This window comes from Bradyrhizobium sp. SZCCT0231 (assembly GCF_018130245.1).
Taxonomy (GTDB): Bacteria; Pseudomonadota; Alphaproteobacteria; order Rhizobiales; family Xanthobacteraceae; genus Bradyrhizobium; species Bradyrhizobium japonicum_F.
Genome location: NZ_JAFCKP010000004.1, coordinates 391308 through 414469, shown reverse-complemented (window position 1 = coordinate 414469; position 23162 = coordinate 391308). Strand labels below are relative to the sequence as shown.

General features: G+C 64.9%; 23 protein-coding genes and 1 pseudogene. 14 read left to right on the top strand and 10 right to left on the bottom strand.

Translation table 11 applies throughout. The features are described 5' to 3' along the window. Positions 1-5: 5 nt before the first annotated feature. A complete protein-coding gene (locus tag JQ566_RS14915) occupies positions 6-2453 on the bottom strand; it encodes a bifunctional diguanylate cyclase/phosphodiesterase (protein ID WP_349643326.1) in 2448 nt (815 codons plus the stop codon). On the opposite strand from JQ566_RS14915, the gene JQ566_RS34575 reads away from it, so the two are divergent. Further along, a complete protein-coding gene (locus JQ566_RS34575) occupies positions 2397-2549 on the top strand; it encodes a hypothetical protein (RefSeq protein ID WP_249139457.1) in 153 nt (50 codons plus the stop codon). The two genes, JQ566_RS14915 and JQ566_RS34575, sit on opposite strands and share 57 nt — an antisense overlap. A gap of 160 nt (positions 2550-2709) precedes the next feature. Here the strand turns inward: JQ566_RS34575 and JQ566_RS14910 are convergent, their stop codons facing one another. The 4 genes from JQ566_RS14910 to JQ566_RS14895 form a co-directional block, all read right to left on the bottom strand. Next, the gene (locus tag JQ566_RS14910; protein WP_434057818.1) at positions 2710-3270 is read right to left on the bottom strand and encodes a cytochrome b/b6 domain-containing protein; all 561 of its coding nucleotides are present in this window, start codon (positions 3268-3270) and stop codon (positions 2710-2712) included. Between the two features lie 87 nt (positions 3271-3357). Further along, a complete protein-coding gene (locus JQ566_RS14905; protein WP_212373030.1) occupies positions 3358-3636 on the bottom strand; it encodes a PepSY domain-containing protein in 279 nt (92 codons plus the stop codon). Between the two features lie 234 nt (positions 3637-3870). Further along, positions 3871-4671, bottom strand: a complete 801-nt coding sequence (locus JQ566_RS14900; protein ID WP_212373028.1) for an SDR family oxidoreductase — start codon at positions 4669-4671, stop codon at positions 3871-3873. A 21-nt stretch (positions 4672-4692) separates the two neighbouring features. Continuing rightward, a complete protein-coding gene (locus tag JQ566_RS14895; RefSeq protein WP_212373026.1) occupies positions 4693-5043 on the bottom strand; it encodes a hypothetical protein in 351 nt (116 codons plus the stop codon). A gap of 89 nt (positions 5044-5132) precedes the next feature. Between JQ566_RS14895 and JQ566_RS14890 the strand changes: the two genes are divergently transcribed. Next, entirely contained in the window at positions 5133-5663 is a 531-nt protein-coding gene (locus JQ566_RS14890; RefSeq protein ID WP_212373024.1) for a TetR/AcrR family transcriptional regulator, read from the top strand. A gap of 61 nt (positions 5664-5724) precedes the next feature. Next, the gene (locus JQ566_RS14885; RefSeq protein ID WP_194405294.1) at positions 5725-5922 is read left to right on the top strand and encodes a Trm112 family protein; all 198 of its coding nucleotides are present in this window, start codon (positions 5725-5727) and stop codon (positions 5920-5922) included. Positions 5923-6144: 222 nt separating this feature from the next. Here JQ566_RS14885 and JQ566_RS14880 read toward each other — a convergent pair whose 3' ends face one another. Then, complete coding sequence (locus JQ566_RS14880; protein ID WP_212373022.1) at positions 6145-7365, bottom strand: ubiquinone biosynthesis hydroxylase; 1221 nt, start codon at positions 7363-7365, stop codon at positions 6145-6147. Positions 7366-7577: 212 nt separating this feature from the next. Here JQ566_RS14880 and tesB point away from each other — a divergent pair, with 212 nt between their 5' ends. Beyond that, complete coding sequence (tesB, locus tag JQ566_RS14875; protein ID WP_212373020.1) at positions 7578-8441, top strand: acyl-CoA thioesterase II; 864 nt, start codon at positions 7578-7580, stop codon at positions 8439-8441. A gap of 39 nt (positions 8442-8480) precedes the next feature. Here the strand turns inward: tesB and JQ566_RS14870 are convergent. Further along, positions 8481-9307: pseudogene (locus JQ566_RS14870) on the bottom strand (DUF4339 domain-containing protein). Positions 9308-9545: 238 nt separating this feature from the next. On the opposite strand from JQ566_RS14870, the gene JQ566_RS14865 reads away from it, so the two are divergent. The 9 genes from JQ566_RS14865 to JQ566_RS14825 all read left to right on the top strand — a co-directional run bounded on the left by JQ566_RS14865 (position 9546) and on the right by JQ566_RS14825 (position 19926). Beyond that, the gene (locus JQ566_RS14865; protein ID WP_008142802.1) at positions 9546-9884 is read left to right on the top strand and encodes a P-II family nitrogen regulator; all 339 of its coding nucleotides are present in this window, start codon (positions 9546-9548) and stop codon (positions 9882-9884) included. Positions 9885-9956: 72 nt separating this feature from the next. Then, positions 9957-11258: an ammonium transporter gene (locus JQ566_RS14860; protein WP_212373018.1), complete on the top strand. Its 1302-nt coding sequence runs from the start codon at positions 9957-9959 to the stop codon at positions 11256-11258. A 310-nt stretch (positions 11259-11568) separates the two neighbouring features. After that, positions 11569-11907, top strand: coding sequence for a P-II family nitrogen regulator (locus JQ566_RS14855; protein ID WP_008142813.1), 339 nt, complete (start codon positions 11569-11571; stop codon positions 11905-11907). 37 nt (positions 11908-11944) lie between these two features. Then, on the top strand, positions 11945-13393 hold the full coding sequence (locus JQ566_RS14850; protein WP_212373016.1) for an ammonium transporter: 1449 nt from the start codon (positions 11945-11947) through the stop codon (positions 13391-13393). Between the two features lie 202 nt (positions 13394-13595). Then, on the top strand, positions 13596-14000 hold the full coding sequence (locus JQ566_RS14845) for a GFA family protein (RefSeq protein ID WP_212373015.1): 405 nt from the start codon (positions 13596-13598) through the stop codon (positions 13998-14000). 341 nt (positions 14001-14341) lie between these two features. After that, positions 14342-15556 carry an aminotransferase class I/II-fold pyridoxal phosphate-dependent enzyme gene (locus JQ566_RS14840; RefSeq protein ID WP_212373012.1) on the top strand — a complete coding sequence of 405 codons (1215 nt, stop codon included), beginning with the start codon at positions 14342-14344 and terminating at the stop codon, positions 15554-15556. A gap of 9 nt (positions 15557-15565) precedes the next feature. Further along, positions 15566-18046 carry a DNA translocase FtsK gene (locus tag JQ566_RS14835; protein WP_212373011.1) on the top strand — a complete coding sequence of 827 codons (2481 nt, stop codon included), beginning with the start codon at positions 15566-15568 and terminating at the stop codon, positions 18044-18046. A gap of 152 nt (positions 18047-18198) precedes the next feature. After that, positions 18199-18954, top strand: a complete 756-nt coding sequence (locus tag JQ566_RS14830; RefSeq protein ID WP_212373110.1) for an outer membrane lipoprotein carrier protein LolA — start codon at positions 18199-18201, stop codon at positions 18952-18954. A 156-nt stretch (positions 18955-19110) separates the two neighbouring features. Next, entirely contained in the window at positions 19111-19926 is an 816-nt protein-coding gene (locus tag JQ566_RS14825) for an exodeoxyribonuclease III (protein ID WP_212373008.1), read from the top strand. A gap of 142 nt (positions 19927-20068) precedes the next feature. Here the strand turns inward: JQ566_RS14825 and JQ566_RS14820 are convergent, their stop codons facing one another. Together JQ566_RS14820 and JQ566_RS14815 are read right to left on the bottom strand one after the other, a co-directional pair. Beyond that, positions 20069-20512, bottom strand: coding sequence for a Crp/Fnr family transcriptional regulator (locus tag JQ566_RS14820; protein WP_212373006.1), 444 nt, complete (start codon positions 20510-20512; stop codon positions 20069-20071). Positions 20513-20570: 58 nt separating this feature from the next. Further along, positions 20571-21257, bottom strand: coding sequence for a response regulator transcription factor (locus JQ566_RS14815; protein ID WP_024338712.1), 687 nt, complete (start codon positions 21255-21257; stop codon positions 20571-20573). Positions 21258-21459: 202 nt separating this feature from the next. Here JQ566_RS14815 and JQ566_RS14810 point away from each other — a divergent pair, with 202 nt between their 5' ends. Beyond that, on the top strand, positions 21460-22029 hold the full coding sequence (locus tag JQ566_RS14810; protein WP_212373004.1) for a L,D-transpeptidase family protein: 570 nt from the start codon (positions 21460-21462) through the stop codon (positions 22027-22029). A gap of 417 nt (positions 22030-22446) precedes the next feature. Here the strand turns inward: JQ566_RS14810 and JQ566_RS14805 are convergent, their stop codons facing one another. Further along, positions 22447-23136, bottom strand: a complete 690-nt coding sequence (locus JQ566_RS14805) for a YggS family pyridoxal phosphate-dependent enzyme (RefSeq protein WP_212373002.1) — start codon at positions 23134-23136, stop codon at positions 22447-22449. Between the last annotated feature and the right edge of the window lie 26 nt (positions 23137-23162).

Here is a 23162-nt window from a genome sequence, read left to right as displayed (position 1 = left end):
GAAGCTCACGCAGCGCGGATGGCTGCTTCGTCCCGCCGCAGTGTTCTGGCGATGTCGGATGCAGGCATCGGCCGGCTGAAATAATAGCCTTGCGTTTCGACGCACCCCTCTTCGCGGAGGATATCGAGCTGCTCCTTCGTCTCGACGCCTTCGGCGGTCGTGGTCTTGCCGAGGCTGACTGCGAAACGAACCACTGCTCGCGCGAGATGATTCGCCTCTGCCCGCGCGCTGGAGAGTTCGTCGACGAAACTGCGGTCGATCTTGATCTTGTCGAACGGGAATCTCTGCAGAAAGCTCAGCGAGGAATAGCCGGTGCCGAAATCGTCCAGGGCGATTCGCACGCCGAGCTCGCGCAACTGAGCGAGCACCGTAAAGACGGCTTCGCTGTCATGCATGATCACCGTCTCCGTGACCTCGAGTTCGAGCCTGTGCGGCGCGACTCCTGAACTCGCCAGCGCGCCGACAATGACCGGAACAAGCTCCTTGCTCCTGAATTGAGCGGGGGACAGGTTGATCGCGATCCTGACATGTGAAGGCCATTTGGCTGCTTCCGCGCAGGCGGTCCGCAAGACCCATTCTCCCAGAGGCACGATCAAGCCGGTCTCCTCCGCAAGCGGGATGAATTCGCCCGGCAGCACCAGGCCTCGCTGCGGGTGATGCCAGCGCAGCAAGGCCTCGAAGCCACTGGTCTTGCCGGTCGCGGCGCTGACGAATGGTTGATAGTGAAGCTCGAACTGTCGCCCGGCAAGCGCATCCCGCATCTCGCGCTCCAGGTTGCGTCGCGCATGCATGAGCTGGTCGAGTTCCGGCTCGAAGAAGCGGAATGCACCACGTCCATCGCTCTTGGCGGAGTAGAGGGCGAGATCCGCGCTCTTCAGGATCACATCTGAATCGTTGCCATCTCGCGGCGCGATGGCAATGCCGATGCTGGTGCCCACGGTGACCCGGTGATCGCCGAGATCGAAGGGTTCGCAAAGCGCCTTTCTGATGTTCTCGGCAAGGGCGGCGGCCTCCACGGCCGGGCTGGTCACGTAGTCGATGACCGCGAACTCGTCGCCGCCCAGTCGGGCAATCAACGCGGTTTCCGTGACGCATTCGCGCAGACGCGCGGCGACGGCGCGCAGCAGGGCATCGCCCGCCGGATGTCCAAGCGTGTCGTTGACTTCCTTGAAGCGATCGAGGTCGAGCATGAGCACGGCCAGATCGAGGCCGCCGTTGCGCGTCACCGCAATCGCATGCTCCATCCGTTCCCTGAGCAGCACGCGATTTGGCAGATCGGTCAGCGCGTCGTGCTGTGCCATATGGATGATCTTGGCCTCGGACCGGCGTTGCTCGGTGACATCGAGATGCGTGGCCACCCATCCGCCACCGGCCATCGGCTGTCGCGTCACGCAGATCAGCCTGCCATCCGCAAACTCGTCGATCCTGCTCGAGACTGCATCGAACGGCAAAGCCGCCAGTTTCGAGATGAATCGCTCGGCAGCCCCCTCGCTGGGATCGCCCTTGAGAATTCCCTTCACGATACGGTGCCTGATGATATCGGTGTGCGATGTCCCCGTCCTGAGCAGTTCCGGCGGCAGCTGATAGAGCCGGGCATAACGCTCGTTGCAGACGACAAGCCGCTTGTCGGCATCGAACATGCAAAGGCCTTCAACCATGTAGTTGATGGCCGTGTCCAGCCTGAGCTTCTGTTCCCGCAGTTCGTTCTGCGAGCCTTCGAGTTGCTGCCGGGCGACCGAAAGCTGGCTGATGATCTCTTCAAACTTGGCGGTTCTGGTTGCCAGACGACGATCGGCCAGCACGCCGATCAGGCTCATTCCCAGCATGGACAATGCCACACCGGCGATAGCGAGCGCGAGGAAGGCCGGAGAAAGCGAGAGGGTATCGGTCGCGAGCGTGGGATCTGGCGTGATCTGAACGGCACCCATGGCCGTGAAGTGATGCGACACGATGGCGAGTGTGAGCAGGACGGCCGCTCCCAGCGTGCCCCGATAGTCCTGGTAGGTGAGGGCGACTGCCAGCGCGGCGTAGCCGAAACACATGCCCAGGACGATCGAGGCGAGCACGAGATCCACGGACCAGGAGACTCGACCCGGCACTTCGAGGGCCCACATCCCCAGATAGTGCATGCTGGCAATGCCGCCGCCGATGATGACGCCACCGGCCGCCGCGCGCCACCGGCCGGAGGTGCCGACCGCAACGCGGAAACCGACCGAGGTCAGGAGCATTGCCGCAGCAAGAGAAGACGCCGTCAGCACGATGCCATAGCCCATGGTAACGCCAGGCTCGTAGGCGAGCATCGCGACGAAATGTGTCGCCCAGATTCCGTATCCGATGGCCGCGCCGGCAATCGTGATCCAGATCCACCGCGTTCTCGCGCGCGTCGCGATCGCACGATGAAAGATGCTGACCGCGACAATGCTGGCAACGAGGCAGACCAGGCCAGCGAGCACGACGAGCCGCCAATCGTGCTCGACCGCAAGGCAGGAGAAAACGCGGAACATGCAATATCGCTCCATCGTCAATACTGTCGATGGTGGATGGGCTAAACGTGCTTCGCGTTAATTTTGTGCAACGTATGATTGCATGCTTACCGGCAGGTAAACGTTGGCCGCGCAATCTGACCTGTCGCGCATCTGCGCATGAAGCCGCAGCGCGATCGCGCCCGACCTGAGCGACACGAAAGGCGCGCAACGATTGGCAACGAACTTAGAGATGGCCGCGGATACGCTTGCGTCCGGTGATCATCGCGCGGATCAGGTTCTCGCGCTGCAAAATTCCCATCAGCACCACGCCCGCGACGTGGAGCACGACCAGGACGATGACGGCATCCGATGAATAGCGGTGGGCGTCTTCGACCCACCACACGCCGAAGAATGTGACGGTGACCGACATCGCGCCGGTGATCGTCGAGACCGCGAGCGAAACCAGCAGCGCGACCAGCATCAACGTACCGGCGGGATTGAGCCCGATATAGCGGCCGGTGATGCCGCGACGCAGATTCCAGAGATAGCGAGGCGAGGCGCGCAGCCTGACGCCGACCATGCGGAAGCGCGAATAGCGGCTTCCCCAGAGGCCCCAGGCCACGCGAAAGGCGAGAAGCCCCAGCACCGCATAGCCGACCGCGCGGTGAAGGCCGTCATAAACGGTCGGCGTGAACCACGCGGCCAGAACGCCAGCCGCGAGAGCCCAGTGCCAAAGGCGCAGCGGGAGGTCCCAGACCGCGATCGTCCGCGGAGCGGTTCGCTCGGCGGGGGTCCGGTCGGACACCCCGCGCGGGTCTGACGCTTGCTCGATCAAGCGAGGACCACCCTCAAGTCTTGCCCTGCGCAGATCGCGTCAAGCGATCGGCGCATTCTACTTGGCGATCGTGTGCTTCAGGCTGAGATCTTCGGGGCTGTAGAACAGCTCGTAGAGCTTGCCTTCCTTGACGCCGTAGACCTCGTAGCACGAGCCCTCGACCTTGGAGCGCCGCACCTCATAGCCCAGTGCCTTGGCCTTGGCTTCGGCTTCGCTGGCCGACTTCCACGACGCCTTGTCGAGCTTGGTGCAGTCCTTGAAACCGTCGGCCATGGCTGTCGACCCCGCGCCAATCCCGACCGTCAGTGCAATGGCAACAACACGAATGACCTTCACGAACTTCTTCTCCTCTGTCGTGGGCGCTGCGCGGAGCCGCGAGCGAGACCGAAGGAAGCAAAGGAGGAGGTGAAGTCAATCCGGTTCGGGCATGGATCGCTTTAGATAAGTTCTAACATTGGCCGAAGGCCGAGCTCTCTCCGTGCGCAGTGCGCATTTGACCCGCCTCTGCGGCCTTACGCCTCACAGGCTCGTGGCGCACCGCTGGCCCGGCCAGTTGTGCCAGGCTACGCCTCACGCCGCAGGATAGTTGCGCCGCAGCCAATCCGCCCAAGAGAGCTGTCCGCGAACACCTTGGCTGACGACGAAGCCCATGCCGCGCGCCCTCGCGTCCGACAGGTTCATCGGCAGGATTTTTTGATGCCATCCCCGGGCGTCCTGATAGCGGCGGGCCAACGAGACGAGCTCGAGATCTTCGGGACCACCAATCTCGACACGCTCGCCACGCATTCCGTCGAAGCTGCAGGCCACGACGTGGTTGGCGACGTCCGACGTGTCGACCGGGTTGAACCGTGTCGTCGGCACCGGCCACATCGGAAGCCAGCTGAGGCCCGCGAGCAGCCGGTCGAGAAGATAGTAGAACGGCATCGCGCGAACGACGGACCAGGACAGTGCTGACGCACGCACCAGCCGTTCCCCGGCGAGCTTGACCCGCGCATAGGGCAAGGTTGCCTCATCGAGGCCGACGATCGAGACGTGGAGAAAGTGCCGCACCTTGGCCTCCCCGCAGGACGACAGCAGCCGTTCGGTGCCCTCGACGTCCACGGCGGAGGGCGACGTGAAGAAGTCTCTCGGACGAATGCCGCCGCGCCGCGCGATCGGGGAACAGGTCGCCGCATGGATCACGGTATCGACATCGTGCAGCGCGTCCCGCAACCCGGCGCCCGTCGCGAGGTCGCCGATCGCCCATTCGACATCCGATCGCGTGCCCGGCGCTCGCGCAAACACCCGAACCTGACGTCCGTCGTGAACGAGACGATCGACGATATCCCGGCCAAGATGGCCTGTGCCCCCGGTGACGAGTGTCAGCGTCATGCCTCAACTCCGATTCGATGATCAATAGCCGGCCACCGCCATCGCGACGACCGCACTGAGCATCATCCAGCCGAAGTGCCGGCCGCGCGTCGCCCAGGCGTTGGCGAGAGCGGAGAAGCCGAACACGCAGGCCATGGTGACGACGATCCAGTGGCGCGCCGGCTCCGAGCCCATCCAGGGCGTCGCGATCAGGAGCACGCCACCGCCGATCCAGGCCACGGTCGAGGCCTGCCAGACCAGGCGGATCAGGGTGCGCAGCCGTTCCGGCTCGATGCGGGCGCGGACGAATACCTTGGCCTCGCCGAGGTAGCCGTGGATGAGAGCCGCGGCAACGGTCAGGACGCCGGCGCACTGGAGCAGGAGATCACGCATCAACGCCTCCATACAGTCATGTATGGTGAGATAGGCGCTGGCCTGCCGCCTGTCAATACACTAGTGTATGGTTCATCCCGGGAACCGACATGACCGAGCAGCTCTCCGCCGACGACTGGACCAGCCAGGGCCTGAAGACGCTCGCCAGGAGCGGCTTCACCGCGCTGAAGGCCGATCCCCTTGCCAAGGCCATGGGGGTTTCGCGCGGCAGCTTCTATTGGCATTTTGCCGATCTCGGCGGGTTCCACGCCGCGGTGCTGAAGCGCTGGCGCGAGATCGCGGCCGAGCAGATCATCGCCGACGTCGAGGCCGCCGGCGACGAGCCGCTGCAGGCGCTGCTGCGCAGGTCGTTCGGCGCGCGGCTCGATCTCGAGCGCGCGGTGCGCAACTGGGCAGCGTTCGATGCGGCAGCGCAGGCCGCAGTGCGCGCGATCGACCGCCGCAGGCTCGACTATATCGAAGGGCTGCTGCAAAAGCGTGGGCTCGCCCCGGCGACGGCGCAGGCCCGCGCGCAGATCCTTTATTGGACATTTCTCGGTTTCGCGCTGTCAGGCCCGTCGCTGCCGGCGGCGCGGCTTCAGGCCCTGCTCGACGAGCTCCTGGCGATGGTCTCCGCTTGAGCGGACACGATGGGCGCAGGCAAATTTCTGTGCTAGAGGCAACCGATTGCCGGAGACCCCGATGAATACGCCTACCGAACGTCCCGAAGCCAGCGTCGATCCCAAGCTGCTGGAGATTCTGGTCTGCCCGCTGACCAAGGGCCCGCTGGAGTTCGATTCTGCAAAGCAGGAGCTGATCTCGCGCAGCGCCAAGCTCGCCTATCCCATTCGCGACGGCATTCCGATCATGCTGCCGGAAGAGGCGCGCAAGATCGATTGAGTTGAGGCGCGACGGCCGGGCGGCGCGACCGGTGTCATCCCCGCCTAGTGCGCAATTGCGCACGGGGGGCGGGGATCCATAACCACAGGGCGTAGTTATGGCGCGAAGCTGGTCACTCCGGGTCTTCGCAAAACGATTGCTGCGGCGTATCGGTCCCGGATCTGCGCGCGCTTGGGGCGCGCTTGTCCGGGACGACAGTGGAGGGTGTAGCGCCGGCGCCCCTTACAACGCCTCGCCCTTCAACAGCCGCGGCACCTCGCCGGTGAGCCCCGCGGCCTGGCGGATGAAGAGGTTCTTCAGCGGCGGGGCGCGGTCGACCAGGCCGAGGCCGATGTCGCGCACCGTGCGCAACAGCGTCGACTGGTTGGAGAACAGGAAGTTCAGCGAGTTGGTGGCAACGCCCATCGCCATGGTGTCGAAGCGGCGCCAGCGCTGGTAGCGCTCGAGCACGTCCGCTCCGCCGATGTCCATGCCGAGCCGCGCGGCATCGACCACCACCTCGGCCAGCGCCGCGACGTCCTTCAGCCCCATGTTGAGGCCCTGGCCCGCGATGGGGTGGATGACGTGGGCGGCATCGCCGACCAGCGCGAGGCGCTCGGCGATGAAGGAGCGCGCGACGAAATAGGACAGCGGAAACGCGCGCGGCTTGTCCAGCGCCTTCACCTCGCCGAGATGCAGGCCGAAGCGCTGCTCGAGCTCGCCGTGAAACTCCTCCTCGCTCAGCGCAACGATGCGCGCGGCCTCGGCTCGGCGCTCGGTCCACACCAGCGAGGAACGCTTGCCCGAGAGCGGCAGGATCGCAAAGGGACCTGCGGGCAAGAAGTGCTCTTCGGCGCGGCCTTCGTGATCGCGTTCATGCCCGACGGTAACGACGATGCCGGACTGGTCGTACTCCCAGCCATGGGTGACGATGCCGGCACGCTCGCGCAGCTTCGACCGCGCGCCGTCGGCGGCGACCAAGAGGCTGGCCGCGATCACGCTGCCATCGCCGAGCGTCACGTCGATGCCGTCGCTCCGCGCATCGTAGGATGCGACCATGGTGGCGCGAAGATCGATGCCCTCGGCCTCGGCGCGCAGGACCAGCGCATCGATCAGGCGCCGGTTCTCGACCATATGCGCGAAGGGCTCACCCGGCGCGACATCGCCGGCGAAGTTCAGGAACACCGGACGGGTGGCGTCCTCCAGCTTGGAATCGGTGACCACCATGTCGAGGATCGGCTGCGCTTCGCTCCTGACGTCGTCCCAGGCGCCGATCGCCTCGAACAGGCGGCGGCAGGCGGCCACGATCGCGGTGGCGCGGGGGTCCCGGCTCGGCCGTGTGCTGAGCGCGGGATCGGCGACGATGACGGGAATCTCGGGACCCAGCCCCTGGCGCAGCGCCAGGGCCAGCGCGAGCCCCGCAAACGCGCCGCCACCGATGACAATGCTACCCTGTACCGACATACCCAAGCTTCCCGGTCAATTCTCGGCCTTGCTAGCAGACTTGAGCTGGGCGAAACAGTGCGGTGAAACGAGGGCGGCGGGCCCCTATTGTGTCATTCCGGGGCGCGACGAAGTCGCGAGCCCGGAATCCATAACCACGAGCGGGGGTTATGGATTCCGGGCCTGCGCCGTTCCGGCGCATCCCGGAATGACGACTTCAGAGAGCTGTGTTCATGTCCAAAAGCCTGATCGACCTGATCTCGATCCTCGACCTCGAACAGCTCGAGGTGAATCTGTTCCGCGGCAACAGCCCGAAGACGAGCTGGCAGCGGGTGTTCGGCGGCCAGGTGATCGGGCAGGCGATGGTCGCCGCCTGCCGCACCGTCGAGGGCCGGCTGCCGCATTCGCTGCACTGTTATTTCATCCTGCCGGGCGATCCGCAGATCCCGATCATCTACCAGGTCGAGCGCCTGCGCGACGGCAAGAGCTACTCGACCCGCCGCGTCACCGCGATCCAGCACGGCAACGCGATCTTCTCGATCATGGTGTCGTTCCACGCCGAGGAGGAGAGTCCGTTCGATCATCAGGACAAGATGCCCGACGTGCCGCCGCCGGAAAAGCTCACGGCGGAGGAGGTGGCGAAGCAGCCGATGTTCAAGGAGATGCCGGACTTCATCCGCCGCTACTATGAATCCGACCGGCCGATCGAGCTGCGCCCGGTCGAGCTCGGGCGCTATTTCGGCCAGAAGATCGAGGACGGCCGCATTCACGTCTGGATCAAGACCGCCGCGAAGCTGCCAGACGATCCGGCGCTGCATATGTGCGCGCTCGCCTATGCCTCCGACTTCTCGCTGCTCGATGCGATCATGGCGCGCTACGGCCGCACGCTGTTCGACAAGCGCATGATGCCGGCGAGCCTCGACCACGCGATGTGGTTTCACCGCCCGTTCCGCGCCGACGAATGGCTGCTCTACGCGCAGGATTCGCCGAGCGCGCAATCGGGCCGCGGCCTGACCCGCGGCTCGATCTTCAAGCCCGATGGCACGCTGATCGCCTCGGTCGCACAGGAAGGCTCGGTGCGCGAGCGGAGGAGCTGATCATCTCAGGCGCGGTTCACCGCGCTTGAGATTTCTCGATCACACCGACCCGCGCGGAGCGAGCTCGGTCTGCGACGCGAACCAGTTCATGATCCAGCGATACACCCACGGAATCGGGATGATGAGGCTGCACAGGATCGCAGCCACGATGCCGCGCCAGAGGATGTCGAGACCCGAGCCCTTGAAGACGATCTCGCGCCGCGTGCCTTCGATGCTGCGGCAGAACCAGCGCATCTGCGCAGCGGCGACCCAGGCCCAGCCGATGATGGTGATGATCGAGATCGCGAACAGCAGGTTCCAGCCGATATAGGCCCAGATCGAGCCCGTGAAGCTCAAGCCCAGCGGCTGCTCGTTGGAGGCAAGGTTCGCGACCATCCATTTGATCAGGAGCCAGTAGAGAACGATCTGCACGATGAACAGCAGGTTGCTCAGTATCTCGCTGCCGATGAAGGCGAGCGCGATGGCGAGAACGATGAAGCCGAAATACCAGGGCACCAGCTCCATTTCGTGTACCAGACGAAAACCCACGGCGCCGGGATGATGAAGATCATGCCGATCAGCAGGACAATGCTGCGCCAGGTAAACTCGAGGATGCCGAAATCGACCGAGAGCGATCCTCCGCTGCCGGCCGCAGCGCCGCCATAGCCACCGCCGCTCATCATCGGCGGGCCGCCGCCCGGAATCATCGGCGGCGCACCGCCGCCAATCAGGCCGGGAATCTCGGCGGCCTTCTGCCAGCCGGCCATGCCCTCGGTCCAGACCAGCGTGTCGGGACGGACGATGCCCTGGGCGACCAGATCGCGAAATTGCCCCTCCGGAAAGGGCCCCTGCTGCTTGCCCTCGGATGCGTAGAACCAACTCGCCATGAAGCGTCCCCCTCGAACATATTTATGTGCCGGCCGGGACGCTTCGGTTCACCGCATCCATGCCGAAAATGCATTGTGAAGGATGAACGGATGCCCTGTACAGAGGCGGCCGTTCACATGGCCAGACGTTTTTCCGCTTCAAACTGCAACTTTTTTGTGCCATTTGCCCGGAAAGATGCCAGATTGACGCGGCGCCGGGGACATACGGCGCGGCGCATCCCGGGGAATAGGCCTGACCATGAAACTCGTCGTCGCGATCATCAAACCCTTCAAGCTCGATGAGGTCCGCCAGGCCCTGACGGCGATCGGCGTCCACGGCATGACCGTGACCGAGGTGAAGGGTTACGGCCGGCAGAAGGGCCACACCGAGATCTATCGCGGCGCCGAATATGTCGTGAACTTCCTGCCCAAGCTGCGCATCGAGATCGCGGTCGCCTCCGACGTCGCCGACAAGGCGGTCGCCGTGATCACCGCGACCGCGCGCACCGGCCAGATCGGCGACGGCAAGATCTTCGTCACGCCGATCGACCACGCGCTGCGCATCCGCACCGGCGAGACCGACAGCGACGCGCTTTAAGAGAACTTCTTCGATCGCGCCGGGCAACGACGCCACAGCGTGCGACGTAATTTCTATGCCGGGGGGAACGATATGGCGGGATTGTTGCGCCGCGCAGCTGTTATGGCTGCGCCAATCGGATTTGTGTCCGTCGTAGCTTCGCCGGCGCACGCCGCCGCCTCCGAGATCAACACCGCCGACACCGCCTGGATGATCGTCGCCACCGCGCTGGTGCTGATGATGACGATCCCGGGGCTTGCGCTGTTCTATTCCGGCATGGTGCGCAAGAAGAACGTGCTCGCCACCATGGCGCAGAGCCTCGCTGCGGTGACGATGATCTCCATCCTCTGGGTCGCGTTCGGCTATTCGCTGTGCTTCGTCGGCGATGGCCCGTGGATCGGCACGCTCGACCGCTGGTTTCTCGCCGGCATGACCATGGACAGCGTCAACCCTGCGGCGAAGACCATCCCGGAATCGCTGTTCATGCTGTACCAGATGACGTTTGCCATCATCACGGTAGCGCTGGTCGCGGGCTCGGTCGCCGACCGGATGCGGTTCTCTGCTTATCTGTTGTTCTCCGTCGCCTGGTTCATCTTCGTCTACATTCCGCTGGCGCATTGGGTGTGGGGCGGCGGCTTCCTCGCCAGCATGGGCGTGCTCGACTTCGCCGGCGGCCTCGTGGTGCACCTGTCGGCCGGCACCGGCGGCCTCGTTGCGGCCAAGGTGATGGGACGCCGTCACGGCTACGGCACCGAGAATCTCTCGCCGTTCGATCTGTCGCTCGCGGTGATGGGCACGGGCCTGTTGTGGGTCGGCTGGTTCGGCTTCAACGGCGGCTCGGCGGGCGCGGCCAATTCGCGTGCGGTGATGGCGATCATCGCCACTCATCTCGCCGCCTGCGCCGGCGCACTGACCTGGGGCGCGATCGAATGGTCGACGCGGCGCAAGCCGTCCGTGCTCGGCATGATCTCCGGCGCGGTGGCGGGGCTCGGCACCATCACGCCGGCCTCCGGCTTCGTCGCGCCCTGGCACGGCATCGTCATCGGCATCATCGCCGGTGCGGTCTGCTACTGGGCCTGCACCTGGCTGAAGCACCGCTTCGACTATGACGATTCGCTCGACGTCTTCGGCGTCCACGGCATCGGCGGCCTGACCGGCACCCTGCTTGGCGGCGTGTTCGCGACCAGCGCCATCGGCGGCACCGCCGGCCTGCTGGAGGGCCATCCTCAGCAGCTCCTGATCCAGTTCTACGGGGTCGCCGTCACCTTCGTCTGGTCGGCGGGCGTGAGCTTCATCCTGCTCAAGCTGGTCGGCCTGTTCGTGCCCTTGCGCGTATCCCGTGAGCACGAGCTCGAGGGACTGGATATTTCGCAGCACGGTGAAGCCCTGCAATAGGCGCTGATGCTACGAAATTACCTTCTCGCTGCACGGCACATGAGCAACATTGTGTCGACAGCCTGTCGTGCCCTCGTTTTGAGCAGGTGTGACCACGTTTTGAGCGCGACGTAATAGCGCACTGCACCGCAGTACCCGTCAAACGCGAAAACACCCGCTTTCATAATCCATTAGGCAATACGCCCGATCTGGCACGGCATTTGATTCTAGGGGTCCGGCTGTGCCCGCGTAGTGAAACTTCTCCCTCGTGGCGAACCAGTCGAGAAACGCCCGGCCACGTCCGGACCGGGCCCAAGCGGGGATAGGACCCATGAAAATTGTTATGGCGATTATCAAGCCATTCAAGCTGGAAGAAGTCCGTGACGCCCTGACCGCCATCGGCGTTCACGGTCTCACGGTGACGGAAGTCAAGGGGTATGGCCGCCAGAAGGGCCATACGGAAATCTATCGCGGCGCCGAATATGCCGTGAGCTTCCTGCCCAAGATCAAGATCGAGGTCGCTGTCGCCTCCGACCAGGTCGACAAGACCATCGACGCCATCACGTCCGCGGCGAAAACCGGACAGATCGGCGACGGCAAGATCTTCGTCATCAATCTCGACCATGCGGTTCGCATCCGCACCGGCGAGGCCGATGCCGCGGCCCTCTGATTTCGCGCTCAACCTTATCCAAGCAGGAGTAAACAATATGACGTTCAAGCGTCCCTATGGCGCGGGATTGGCGGCTCTCGCAGTCGGCCTGTTCGCTGCGACCGCAGCCTACGCCGAGCCAACGGTCAACAAGGGAGACAACGCCTGGATGCTGACATCGACAGTGCTGGTGCTGTTGATGACGATCCCCGGCCTCGCGCTGTTCTATGGCGGTCTCGTCCGCTCCAAGAACATGCTCTCCGTCCTGATGCAGGTGTTCTACACCGTCTGCGTCGTCACAGTGATCTGGGCCGTGTACGGCTACAGCCTCGCCTTCACCGGCGGCTCCGACTTCATCGGCGGCTTCTCCAAGGCCTTCATGATGGGCGTCACCACCGATTCGAAGGCCGCGACCTTCTCGGTCGACGCCAACATCTCGGAGCTCATCTATATGTGCTTCCAGATGACCTTCGCGGCGATCACGCCCGCCCTCATCGTCGGCGCCTTCGCCGAGCGCATGAAGTTCTCGGCGATCGCTCTGTTCATTCCGCTCTGGGTCACGCTGATCTACTTCCCGATCGCGCACATGGTCTGGTACTGGCCGGGCCCGGACGTGATCCAGGACGCGGCCAAGGCTCTGGCTGCGGCGGGTGATGCGGCGGCGAAGACCGCGGCGCAGGCCAAGCTCGACGAGATCAACGCCGACGCCGGCTGGATCTTCAAGATGGGCGCGATCGACTTCGCGGGCGGCACCGTGGTGCACATCAACGCCGGCATCGCCGGTCTCGTCGGCGCCCTGCTGATCGGCAAGCGCGTCGGCTACGGCAAGGAGCTGATGGCTCCGCACTCGCTGACCATGTCGATGATCGGCGCCTCGCTGCTCTGGGTCGGCTGGTTCGGCTTCAACGCCGGCTCCAACCTGGAAGCCAGTGGCGGCGCTGCCCTCGCCATGACCAACTCCTTCGTCGCCACCGCAGCCGCCGCGCTGTCGTGGATGTTCGCGGAGTGGATCATCAAGGGCCATCCGTCGGTCCTCGGCGTCATCTCCGGCGCTGTCGCGGGCCTCGTGGCCGTCACGCCTGCGGCCGGCTTCGCCGGCGTCATGGGCGCGATCGTCCTCGGCCTGATCGTCGGCGTGGTCTGCCTGTTCTTCTGCACCGTCGTGAAGAACGCGCTCGGCTACGATGACTCGCTCGACGTGTTCGGCGTGCACTGCATCGGCGGCATCGTCGGCGCCATCGGCACCGGCATTCTCGTCAACCCCGCCCTCGGCGGCGCCGGCATCGTCGACTACACCGCGATCCCGCCGAAGGTCGCCGATTACGACTTCACGGTCCAGGTGCTTGCTCAGCTCAAGGCTGTCGCCACCACGCTGGTGTGGTCGGGTGTCGGTTCGGCGATCCTCTACAAGGTCGTCGATGTGATCGTTGGCCTTCGCGCCAATGTCGAGACCGAGCGTGAAGGCCTCGACATCACCGAGCACACCGAGCGCGCCTACAACATGTAGCTCTCCTCCCGGGCGCGGTCTCCTCGGGAGACCGCGTCTACAACTACGGTTCGGGCACATACCCGGCAATGCCCTGACCGTTGAGGGGCTCCAGCGCAAGCTGGAGCCCCTTTCTTTTGATCGGGGGTTGAAGAAAAAGATTGCCATTCCGCACCGCCGGCGCAGAAATATCGACCATAAAGATAACAACCGGGAGGTCGTCATGCGTTTGGAAGGCGGATGCTATTGCGGCGAGGTGCGCTATGTCGCCGAGGGCGACCCGATGATGCAGGCGCAGTGTCATTGCCGCGAGTGCCAGTACATCTCGGGCGGCGCGCCCAACACCTTCATCGCGATGCCGGCCGCCGGCTTCTCCTACATCACCGGGCAACCCAAGCAGTTCACGCGCAAGGATCTCGCGCGCGCCGTCACGCGGGAATTCTGCGCCGAATGCGGCACCCATCTGGTAACCAAGGTTCCGGGCCTGCCCGCCGCAGTCCTGAAGGTCGGCACGCTGGACGAGCCGGGACAGTTCCATCCGCAGATGGCGATCTACACCTGCGACATGCAGGAGTTCCACGCGATCCCCGCGGGCATGAAGACGTTCGAGAAGCTGCCGGGGCGCTGAGCGCGCTTATGCCGCCAAACTCGTCATGCCCGGGCTTGTCCCGCCTGCGCGGCCGAAGCCGCTTTGGCGAGGCGAAGGCCCGGGCATCCACGTTCTTGGATGTCGCCGGAAAGGCCGTGGATGGCCGGGACAGGCCCGGCCATGACGTCGCCGAAACATCCGTGTCTCGACAAGAGCATGATCAGCATCCCGTTGTTATCCGGCCTCACTATTCCCGCTCTGGACGGCGGCGGTGGCCGATGGTTAATCGCGTCTTAACCTCGCCCTATCTATGGTGAACTGAACCGCTTCCCGCCGGCGCCTTGGTGCGACCGGCCGTTCCAAGAGTACTGGCGCCCAGAATGGCTCTGACCGCTTCATCCCGTGCGCCGCAGGGCGGTGGCAGCTCCGAAACCGAACGCTCGCCCTTCGTCCGGCTGAACGAGCTTTTGGCCCCGCATAAGCCGGGCAAGCCTTTGATTTCGCTTGCGGTCGGCGAGCCCCAGCATCCCGTGCCCGACTTCGTCGGCCCGGTCCTGGCCAAGCACATCGCCGAATTCGGCCGTTACCCCGCGAACAAGGGCACCGATCCCTTCCGCAACGCCGCCGGCGCCTGGCTGTCGTCGCGCTTCAGGCTGCCGCGGCCGCTCGATCCCGAGAGCGAGATTCTCGTCCTCAATGGCAGCCGCGAGGGGCTGTTCCTCGCCGCGATCGCGGCCGCGCGCTATGTCGGTCCGCGCCCCGGCAAGCCTGCCATCCTGATGCCGAACCCGTTCTATCCGGTCTATGGCGCCGGCGCCCTCGCAGCAGCTTGCGAGCCGGTCCATCTGCCGACAACAGTCGAGAACGGCTTCCTGCCCGACCTCGACGCCATCGACGAAGCGACGCTGGCGCGCACGGTCGCGTTCTATCTGGCCTCGCCCGCCAACCCGCAAGGATCGGTCGCCAAGCCCGACTATTTCAGACGCTTGAAGCAGCTCGCCGATCGCTACGGCTTCGTGATTCTCAGCGACGAGTGCTATTCCGAGATCTACACCCGCGAGGCCCCGGGCAGCGCGCTGGAATGCGCCGGGCCCGACTTCACCCGCGTGGTCGCGTTCCAGTCGCTGTCCAAGCGCTCCAACCTGCCGGGCCTGCGCGTCGGCTTCGCCGCCGGCGACAAGAGGTTCATCGGCATGTTCCTCGAGCTGCGCAACATCGCAGCGCCCCAGGTGCCGGTGCCGCTCCAGCATGTCGCGACCGTCGCCTATGGCGACGAGGCGCACGTCGAAGAGAACCGCAGGCTCTACCGGATCAAGTTCGATCTCGCCGACCAGATCATCGGCAATCGTTACGGCTATCGCCGGCCCGATGGCGGCTTCTGCGTCTGGCTGAACACCTCCGAGATCGGCGACGATGTGTCGGTGACGCTGAGACTCTTCAAGGAAGCCGGCGTGCGCGTGGTGCCCGGCAGCTTCTTGGCGCGACAGCAGCTTGACGGATTCAATCCCGGCGCAGGCTACATCCGCCTCGCGCTGGTGCAGGATGGTGAAACGACGGCGCAGGCGCTGCACCGTCTGGTCGAGACTCTGGGTTAGGCGGAGCCCGTGAGCATGTCGGCAATCGAACGTGTCATTCCACTGGTCGGCCATCTGCCGCCCGCGATCCGCGAGGGGCTGGCGCGACGCATGCGCGAGCTCACCGGCCTCGGCCTGATCGCGCTGGCGGGCGTCGCTTCGGCGGCGCTGATGACCTGGTCGGTGCAGGATCCCAGCCTCAGCCACGCCACCTCGCGGCCGATCCGCAACATCCTCGGCTATGCCGGCGCGATCGGCGCCGATCTTGCGATGCAGATCCTCGGGCTCGGCGCGATCATGCTGGTGCTGACCGTCGCGGTCTGGGGCTGGCGCATGATGACGCATCGCCCGTTCGACCGCGAGGCGCTGCGGCTCGGCTCCTGGATTCTCTGCACCGTGATCGCGGCGGGCTTCGTCAGCTGCTGGCCGCATGGCGGCGCATGGCCGCTGCCGACCGGACTCGGCGGCGTGGTCGGCGACGCGCTGGTGCGCGCGCCCGCGGTGATCTTCGGACCGGCCGGCACGATCTATCGCATCGTGCTGGGCACGATCCTGTTCGCCGCGATGACGGCGACCTTCCTGATCGCCTGCGGTCTCGGCGCACGCGAGCATGACGAGGAGCTCGCCGAGATCGAGGATGACGACAAGCCGCTCGACGAGGACGAGGAGAGCGATCGCGGCTCGGTGTCGCTGGGCTGGCTGTTCCATGCGCTGATGAGCACCAAGGCGCGGCTGATCTGGCTGCTCAGCGCGGCCTACCGCTCGCTGGTGTCGAGCGGACCGAAGACCAAGGCCGTCGCGTTCAGCCGCCAGGAGCCGAATCTCGGCGGCGGCCGCGCCGCGCCCTCGATCTCGCCGCAAGCCGAGGACGAGGACTACGAGGAGGAGCACGAGGAAGAAGCGGACGACGAGGAGGAGGAAGAGGAGCAGCCCGCCGCGCGCGCCCCGCGCAAGAAGGCGGCGCCGAAGGCTGCGGCGAAAAAATCCTCCGACAAGTTCGACCTTCCGTCCGTCTCCATGCTGGCCGCGCCGAAGGCCGGCGATCGCCAGCCGCTCAGCAAGGCTGAGCTGGAGACCAATTCCCGTTCGCTCGAAGGCGTGCTGCAGGATTTCGGCGTGCGCGGCGAGATCGTGAAGGCCAATCCGGGTCCCGTCGTCACGCTCTACGAGCTGGAGCCGGCGCCCGGCATCAAGTCCTCGCGCGTGATCGGCCTTGCCGACGACATTGCCCGCTCGATGAGCGCGCTGTCGGCGCGCGTCGCCGTCGTGCCCGGCCGCAACGCGATCGGCATCGAGCTGCCGAACGCGCATCGTGAGAAAGTCTATTTGCGCGAATTGCTGGTGGCGAAGGAGGCGACCGACACGGTTGCGAAGCTGCCGCTCTGCCTCGGCAAGACCATCGGCGGCGACCCCGTCATCATCGACCTCGCCCGCACGCCGCACATGCTGATCGCCGGTACCACCGGCTCGGGCAAGTCGGTCGCGATCAACACCATGATCCTCAGCCTGGTCTACCGGCTGCGGCCCGATCAATGCCGGCTGATCATGGTCGATCCGAAGATGCTCGAGCTCTCCGTCTATGACGGCATTCCCCATCTGCTCACGCCCGTCGTGACCGACCCGAAGAAGGCGGTGGTCGCGCTGAAATGGGCCGTGCGCGAGATGGAGGAGCGCTACAAGAACATGGCCAAGCTCGGCGTGCGCAACATCGACGGCTACAACACGCGCCTGCTCGAATTGAAGGCCAAGGGCGAGGAGCCGACGCGCACGGTGCACACCGGCTTCGACAAGGAGACCGGCAAGGCGATCTACGAGGAAGAGAAGCTCTCGCTCGATCCGCTGCCTTACATCGTCATCATCGTCGACGAAATGGCCGACCTGATGATGGTCGCCGGCAAGGACATCGAAGGCGCAGTGCAGCGCCTGGCGCAGATGGCGCGCGCCGCCGGCCTGCACGTGATCCTGGCGACGCAGCGTCCGTCGGTCGACGTCATCACCGGCACCATCAAGGCAAACTTCCCGACCCGCATCGCCTTCCAGGTGACGTCCAAGATCGACAGCCGCACCATTCTGGGCGAGATGGGCGCCGAGCAGTTGCTCGGTCAGGGCGACATGCTCTACATGGCGGGCGGCGGCCGCATCAGCCGCGTGCACGGACCGTTCGCCTCCGACGAGGAAGTCGAGAAGGTGGTGCGTCACCTCAAGACGCAGGGACAGCCGGAATATCTCGAAGCCGTCACCGCCGAAGAGCCGACCGAGGACGAGGACGGCGCGGTGTTCGACGCCACCGGCATGGGCGGGGATGGCGGCGGCGATCTCTTCCAGCAGGCGGTTGCGATCGTCAAACGCGATCGCAAGGCCTCGACCAGCTACATCCAGCGCCGTCTGCAAATCGGCTATAACCGCGCCGCATCGCTGATGGAGCGCATGGAACTGGAAGGCATCGTCGGTCCCGCCAACCACGCCGGCAAGCGCGAGATTCTGGTCGAGGAAGAAGACAGCCATATGTGAGGCGAGCAGCCTCAATTCATAATTTCACGCGAAATCGTTATCTGCTTTTGCCCGAAATCACGCTAAAAAGGCGCCCAGCCATACAGGACGACGCGTTGATCAGACATCCGGACATTCGATTCGCTGCCATCATCGCCGCGCGAAGCGCGCGCGTGGCCGGCGTGCTTCTCGTCACCGCCGCGATGGTGACCGGTGCGTCGTTCGCGCAGACCGTGCCGGTGCCGAAGCCTGCACCGAAGGGACGCGACGGCGGCACCTCCGCCGGTGGGCCCGCTGTCACCGGCGCGACGCAGACGCCGCCGAATCCGGTGATCCCGGATCCGCGGCGCAACGTGCCGAGCAGCATCTTCCAGACCTTCGACGCCAACCAGAAAGCGCAGGCGGCCAAGGTCAGCGCCTATCTGTCGTCGCTGCAGACATTGGTCGGGAATTTCGTCCAGGTTGGTCCCGACGGCAGCAAGACGCAGGGCGATTTCTACATCCAGAAGCCGGGCAAGGTGCGCTTCGAGTATGACGCACCGAGCCCGATCGACATCATTGCGGACGGATCCTCGCTGGTGGTGCGCGATCGCAAGCTCGCGACCCAGGACGTCTATCCGCTGTCGCAGACGCCGCTGCGTTTCCTGCTGTCCGACCGCATCGACCTGATGAAGGACACCAACGTCGTCAACGTCTCGGCCGACGACGTCTTCGTCAGCGTCACCATCGAGGAGAAGCAGGCGCTGGTCGGTACCAGCCGGCTGCTCCTGATGTTCGGCGCCAAGGACGGCCAGCTCAAGCAGTGGACCGTCACCGACCCGCAGGGCTACGACACCACGATCGCGGTCTACAATCTGGATTCGAGCAAGAGGCTCGACCCCGGCATGTTCAAGATCGATTTCACAAACTACGGCCAGTCGCCGGGTTGACGGTGCGTAGGGTGGGCAAAGGCGCATTTGCGCCGTGCCCACCATCTCTCCCCCTCACGATCGGCACGTGGGCACGCTTCGCTTTGCCCACCCTACGATTCCACGCCTGTGGACAAGCATTTTCCCCGCGCCAATCCATGCTAAGACGCATTTCCCATGCGTCTTTCCCTGACAACCTGGAACATCAATTCGGTGCGGCTGCGCATCGACCTGGTCGCGAAATTCCTCAAGAGCGCGCGGCCGGAGGTGCTGTGCCTGCAGGAGACCAAGTGCATCGACGACGCCTTTCCGCTGAAGCGCTTCAAGCGGCTCGGCTACGAGCACGTCGCGCTGAACGGGCAGAAGGGCTATCACGGCGTCGCCATCGTCTCGAAGGTTCCGTTCGAATCGAAAGACATCCGCACCTTCTGCGACAAGGTGGATTCGCGCCACATCTCGGTTTCGTTCGGCGAAAAGGCGGGCATCGCAAAACCGCTGGTGCTGCATAATTTCTACGTGCCCGCCGGCGGCGACATTCCCGATCCCGCGCTGAACGAGAAGTTCGATCACAAGCTTCGCTTCCTCGACGAGATGACGGCGTGCGGGCCGCTGCATCCGCGCGGTGAGGACCGCCACATCCTGGTCGGCGATCTCAACGTCGCTCCGCACGAGAACGACGTCTGGTCGCACAAGCAGCTTCTGAAAGTCGTCTCGCACACGCCTGTCGAAACCGAGAAGCTGAAGGCGGCGCTCGCGGCCGGCGAATGGGTCGACGTCGCGCGCGAGCGCATTCCGATGTCGGAGAAGGTCTATACGTGGTGGAGTTACCGCTCCGCCGACTGGACCGTCGGCGATCGCGGCCGCAGGCTCGATCACATCTGGGTCTCGCGCGCGCTGAAGGACGCAGTCAGCGATTTCAGGATTCTGCGCGATGCGCGCAGCTGGGAGCGGCCGTCGGACCACGTGCCTGTCACGGTGACGCTGGAGGTGTGAGCCACCGCTGTCATTCCGGGGCGCGTTGCGCGAGCTATGGTGCGCAATTGCGCACCTGAGAATCCATTGAACGGCAGAGACGGTGGATGAATGGATTCCGGGCTCGCGACTTCGTCGCGCCCCGGAATGACAGCGGAGAGACCTACGACGTCAGCTTCGCGCCGGCCATCAATATATCGCTGGCGATCTGGCTGGAGCGCACCGCGAATTCGTCGCGCAGGCGGACGGCGGCGGCGGGATCGCTTTCGAGCACGCGCTGGAACAGGCTGCGCGAGACGCGGATGACGGAGGAATGCTCCAGCGCGATCGCGCTCGACGGCCGCTTCATCGGCACCACCAGCGCGAGCTCGCCGATCAGCGCGCCGGGGCCGGCGATCATCTCGGCGCCGGCGCCGTCTTCCACCCGGAAGGCGCCGCGCTGGACCACGAAGCCGGCATCGGCGTCGTCGCCGAGATTGAACAGGACGTCGCCGCGGACGAAGTCACGCTGCTCGGAACCGATCGCCAGCATGCGCAACGAGGCGTCTCCCAACAGGCGCAGTGTCGGGACACGCTCGAGAAGCGCTACGTCGTCGTCGATTGACATTCAGGTCCGAGGCTCGATGGCACGCGATCTAAAACGATTCGCACGCCGTCGAAGCGTATCACGGCACCAGCTTGTAGCCACCGGCTTCCGTGACCAGGATTTCCGGGTTGGCCGCGTCCTTCTCGATCTTCTGGCGAAGGCGATAGATGTGGGTTTCCAGCGTGTGGGTGGTGACGCCGGAATTATAGCCCCATACCTCCTGGAGCAGGGTCTCGCGCGACACCGGCATCTGGCCGGCGCGGTAGAGGAAGCGAAGGATGGCGGTTTCCTTCTCGGTGAGGCGGACCTTGCGCGCATTGGCGGCGGTCAGCATCTTCGAGCCGGGACGGAAGGAGTAGGGGCCGACCGAGAACACCGCGTCCTCGCTGGCCTCGTGCTGGCGGAGCTGGGCGCGGATGCGGGCCAGCAGAACGGCGAAGCGGAAGGGCTTTGCCACATAGTCGTTGGCGCCGGATTCCAGGCCCAAGATCGTGTCGGAATCGGTGTCGTGCCCGGTCAGCATGATGATCGGGGCCTTGAAGCCGCCCTTGCGCAAGGAGCGGACCACCTCGCGGCCGTCGGTGTCGGGCAGGCCGACATCCATCAGAACCAGATCGGGGGAGTTGGCCTTGGCGGCGCTCGCGCCCTTGGCGCCGGTATCGACGGCGGAGGCTTCGAATTCTTCGTGTAGCGATAATTGCTCCACCAGCGTGTCGCGCAGATCGGTATCGTCATCCACGATCAGGATCTTGCGGGCGTTGGGCATGGGAGGTCATCCTTTTAGGGTCCGGCTCGGCGCGCATCCATGCCGCACCCAGCCGCGAGGGGAAGTTTAGGGTCGCCGTTGTTATTGTTGTTCGTGTTGAAGTAGTGGGCTGCTACCGATTCTCAAGCCAGAAGCACTCTAACCCAGAATAGCAGGGCGTTTTGATGAATGTCCTGTAATGAATCCGACATTGCACGTTCACATGAAAAACAAAGCAGCTTCAGTTGGTTACGTCAGGAATCGAAGCGCCGGGCCGCTTTCCGCGATCCGCGTTAAGCCTGCTGCCGGTAATCCGCGCCGGGGTTGGCTGACAGCCGGAGCGCTGACCATCCCGGTTGCGCTGGGGCGGGGCGGCATTCTCGCCAACAAGCGCGAGGGCGATGGCGGTACTCCGAGGGGTAGCTTCCATCCCAGGCGCCTGTGGTGGCGCGCCGACCGGCACAGCCGCCCCCGAACGTTCCTGCCGGCGCGGATCATCACCGGCGCGGACGCCTGGTGCGAGGATCCACGGGACCGCCATTACAACCAGAGCATCCGGCGCGGCGAGGGGCAGGGCGGCGACCGGCTCGAGCGCGCCGACCATCTCTATGACTTCATCATCGAGATCGACCACAACACGCGCCCGCGCATCGCCGGCCGCGGCAGCGCGGTGTTCCTGCACCTGGCCCGCGACAATTTCGGCCCGACCGCCGGCTGCGTCTCCATGACGAAATCCGCGATGCTGCAATTGCTGCGGCGATTGGGCCCGCGAACAAAAATCATCATCGGGTGAGAGGCATGCTCGACACGGATCAGATCGCCGCGGCCTCACATGTGGGCTCGCACGCCGCCGTCATTGCGAGCGTCACGCTTCGCGCTCGTGCCCCGGACGCAGCGCAGCGCTTCTTCAGCGGTGCGCTGCAGAGCCGGGGCCCATCTCGCCGCAATGTGCATATCGCCCTGGGTCCCGGCTCTGCGCTGCAACGCTTTAAGCGTTGCAGCTTGTCCGGGACACGAGCGTGAGCGTCGGCGATGCACTTTGCTCCGTCATTGCGAGGAGCCGTTGCGACGAAGCAATCCAGACTGCCGCCGCGGAAGACTCTGGATTGCTTCGCGGAGCCTGTCATCGGGCCGCGCTACGCGCGGACCCGGTGGCTCGCAATGACGAACTTGAAAGCTATTGCCGGAGCGAGAGCTTCGCCGACGGCCTCTACCTGTGCCCGAAGATCGCGCTGCCCACGCGCACATGGGTGGCACCTAGCATGATCGCTGTGGCGAAGTCGGCGCTCATGCCCATCGAGAGGTTCTTCAAGCCGTTGCGCGCGGCGATCTTGGCGGTGAGAGCAAAGTGCGCCGCCGGCGGCTCGTCGACCGGCGGGATGCACATCAGTCCGGAGATCGTCAGCCCATAGGTGTCGCGGCAGCTCGCGAGGAAGGCGTCGGCCTCGCCGGGCGCGACGCCGGCCTTCTGCGGTTCCTCGCCGGTGTTGATCTGGACGAAGAGCTGCGGGTGCTTGTTCTGGGATTCGATTTCCTTGGCTAACGCTCGGCAAATGCTCGGACGGTCGACCGAATGGATGGCGTCGAACAGCGCGACCGCCTCTTTCGCCTTGTTGGACTGCAGCGGCCCGATCAGGTGCAGCGCGATATCGGGGTAAACAGACGTTAACGCCGGCCACTTGGCTTTGGCCTCCTGCACCCGATTCTCGCCAAATACGCGCTGTCCGGCGGCGATAACCGGGATAATTGCATCCGCGGCGAAAGTCTTGGACACCGCGATCAGCGTGACGGAGGCGCGATCGCGCTGCGCATCCTTGCAGGCGCGTGCAATTTCGGCTTCGACCGCGGCGAGCGCGTTTGGTGAATGGCCGGTTACCGGCGCGGTGTTGGCTTCTGTCATGACGTCTCTTGGCTGTGATCGTAGCC

Coding starts and splice junctions, on each gene's coding strand:
- JQ566_RS14825 (WP_212373008.1), top strand. CDS start 19,111: ATGCGTCTTTCCCTGACAACCTGGAACATCAATTCGGTGCGGCTGCGC.
- tesB (WP_212373020.1), top strand. CDS start 7,578: ATGTCCAAAAGCCTGATCGACCTGATCTCGATCCTCGACCTCGAACAG.
- JQ566_RS14895 (WP_212373026.1), bottom strand. CDS start 5,043: ATGCGTGATCTCCTGCTCCAGTGCGCCGGCGTCCTGACCGTTGCCGCG.
- JQ566_RS34575 (WP_249139457.1), top strand. CDS start 2,397: ATGAAAGATGCTGACCGCGACAATGCTGGCAACGAGGCAGACCAGGCC.
- JQ566_RS14860 (WP_212373018.1), top strand. CDS start 9,957: ATGGCGGGATTGTTGCGCCGCGCAGCTGTTATGGCTGCGCCAATCGGA.
- JQ566_RS14865 (WP_008142802.1), top strand. CDS start 9,546: ATGAAACTCGTCGTCGCGATCATCAAACCCTTCAAGCTCGATGAGGTC.
- JQ566_RS14850 (WP_212373016.1), top strand. CDS start 11,945: ATGACGTTCAAGCGTCCCTATGGCGCGGGATTGGCGGCTCTCGCAGTC.
- JQ566_RS14900 (WP_212373028.1), bottom strand. CDS start 4,671: ATGACGCTGACACTCGTCACCGGGGGCACAGGCCATCTTGGCCGGGAT.
- JQ566_RS14805 (WP_212373002.1), bottom strand. CDS start 23,136: ATGACAGAAGCCAACACCGCGCCGGTAACCGGCCATTCACCAAACGCG.
- JQ566_RS14885 (WP_194405294.1), top strand. CDS start 5,725: ATGAATACGCCTACCGAACGTCCCGAAGCCAGCGTCGATCCCAAGCTG.
- JQ566_RS14840 (WP_212373012.1), top strand. CDS start 14,342: ATGGCTCTGACCGCTTCATCCCGTGCGCCGCAGGGCGGTGGCAGCTCC.
- JQ566_RS14815 (WP_024338712.1), bottom strand. CDS start 21,257: ATGCCCAACGCCCGCAAGATCCTGATCGTGGATGACGATACCGATCTG.
- JQ566_RS14820 (WP_212373006.1), bottom strand. CDS start 20,512: ATGTCAATCGACGACGACGTAGCGCTTCTCGAGCGTGTCCCGACACTG.
- JQ566_RS14880 (WP_212373022.1), bottom strand. CDS start 7,365: ATGTCGGTACAGGGTAGCATTGTCATCGGTGGCGGCGCGTTTGCGGGG.
- JQ566_RS14890 (WP_212373024.1), top strand. CDS start 5,133: ATGACCGAGCAGCTCTCCGCCGACGACTGGACCAGCCAGGGCCTGAAG.
- JQ566_RS14810 (WP_212373004.1), top strand. CDS start 21,460: ATGAAAAACAAAGCAGCTTCAGTTGGTTACGTCAGGAATCGAAGCGCC.
- JQ566_RS14845 (WP_212373015.1), top strand. CDS start 13,596: ATGCGTTTGGAAGGCGGATGCTATTGCGGCGAGGTGCGCTATGTCGCC.
- JQ566_RS14855 (WP_008142813.1), top strand. CDS start 11,569: ATGAAAATTGTTATGGCGATTATCAAGCCATTCAAGCTGGAAGAAGTC.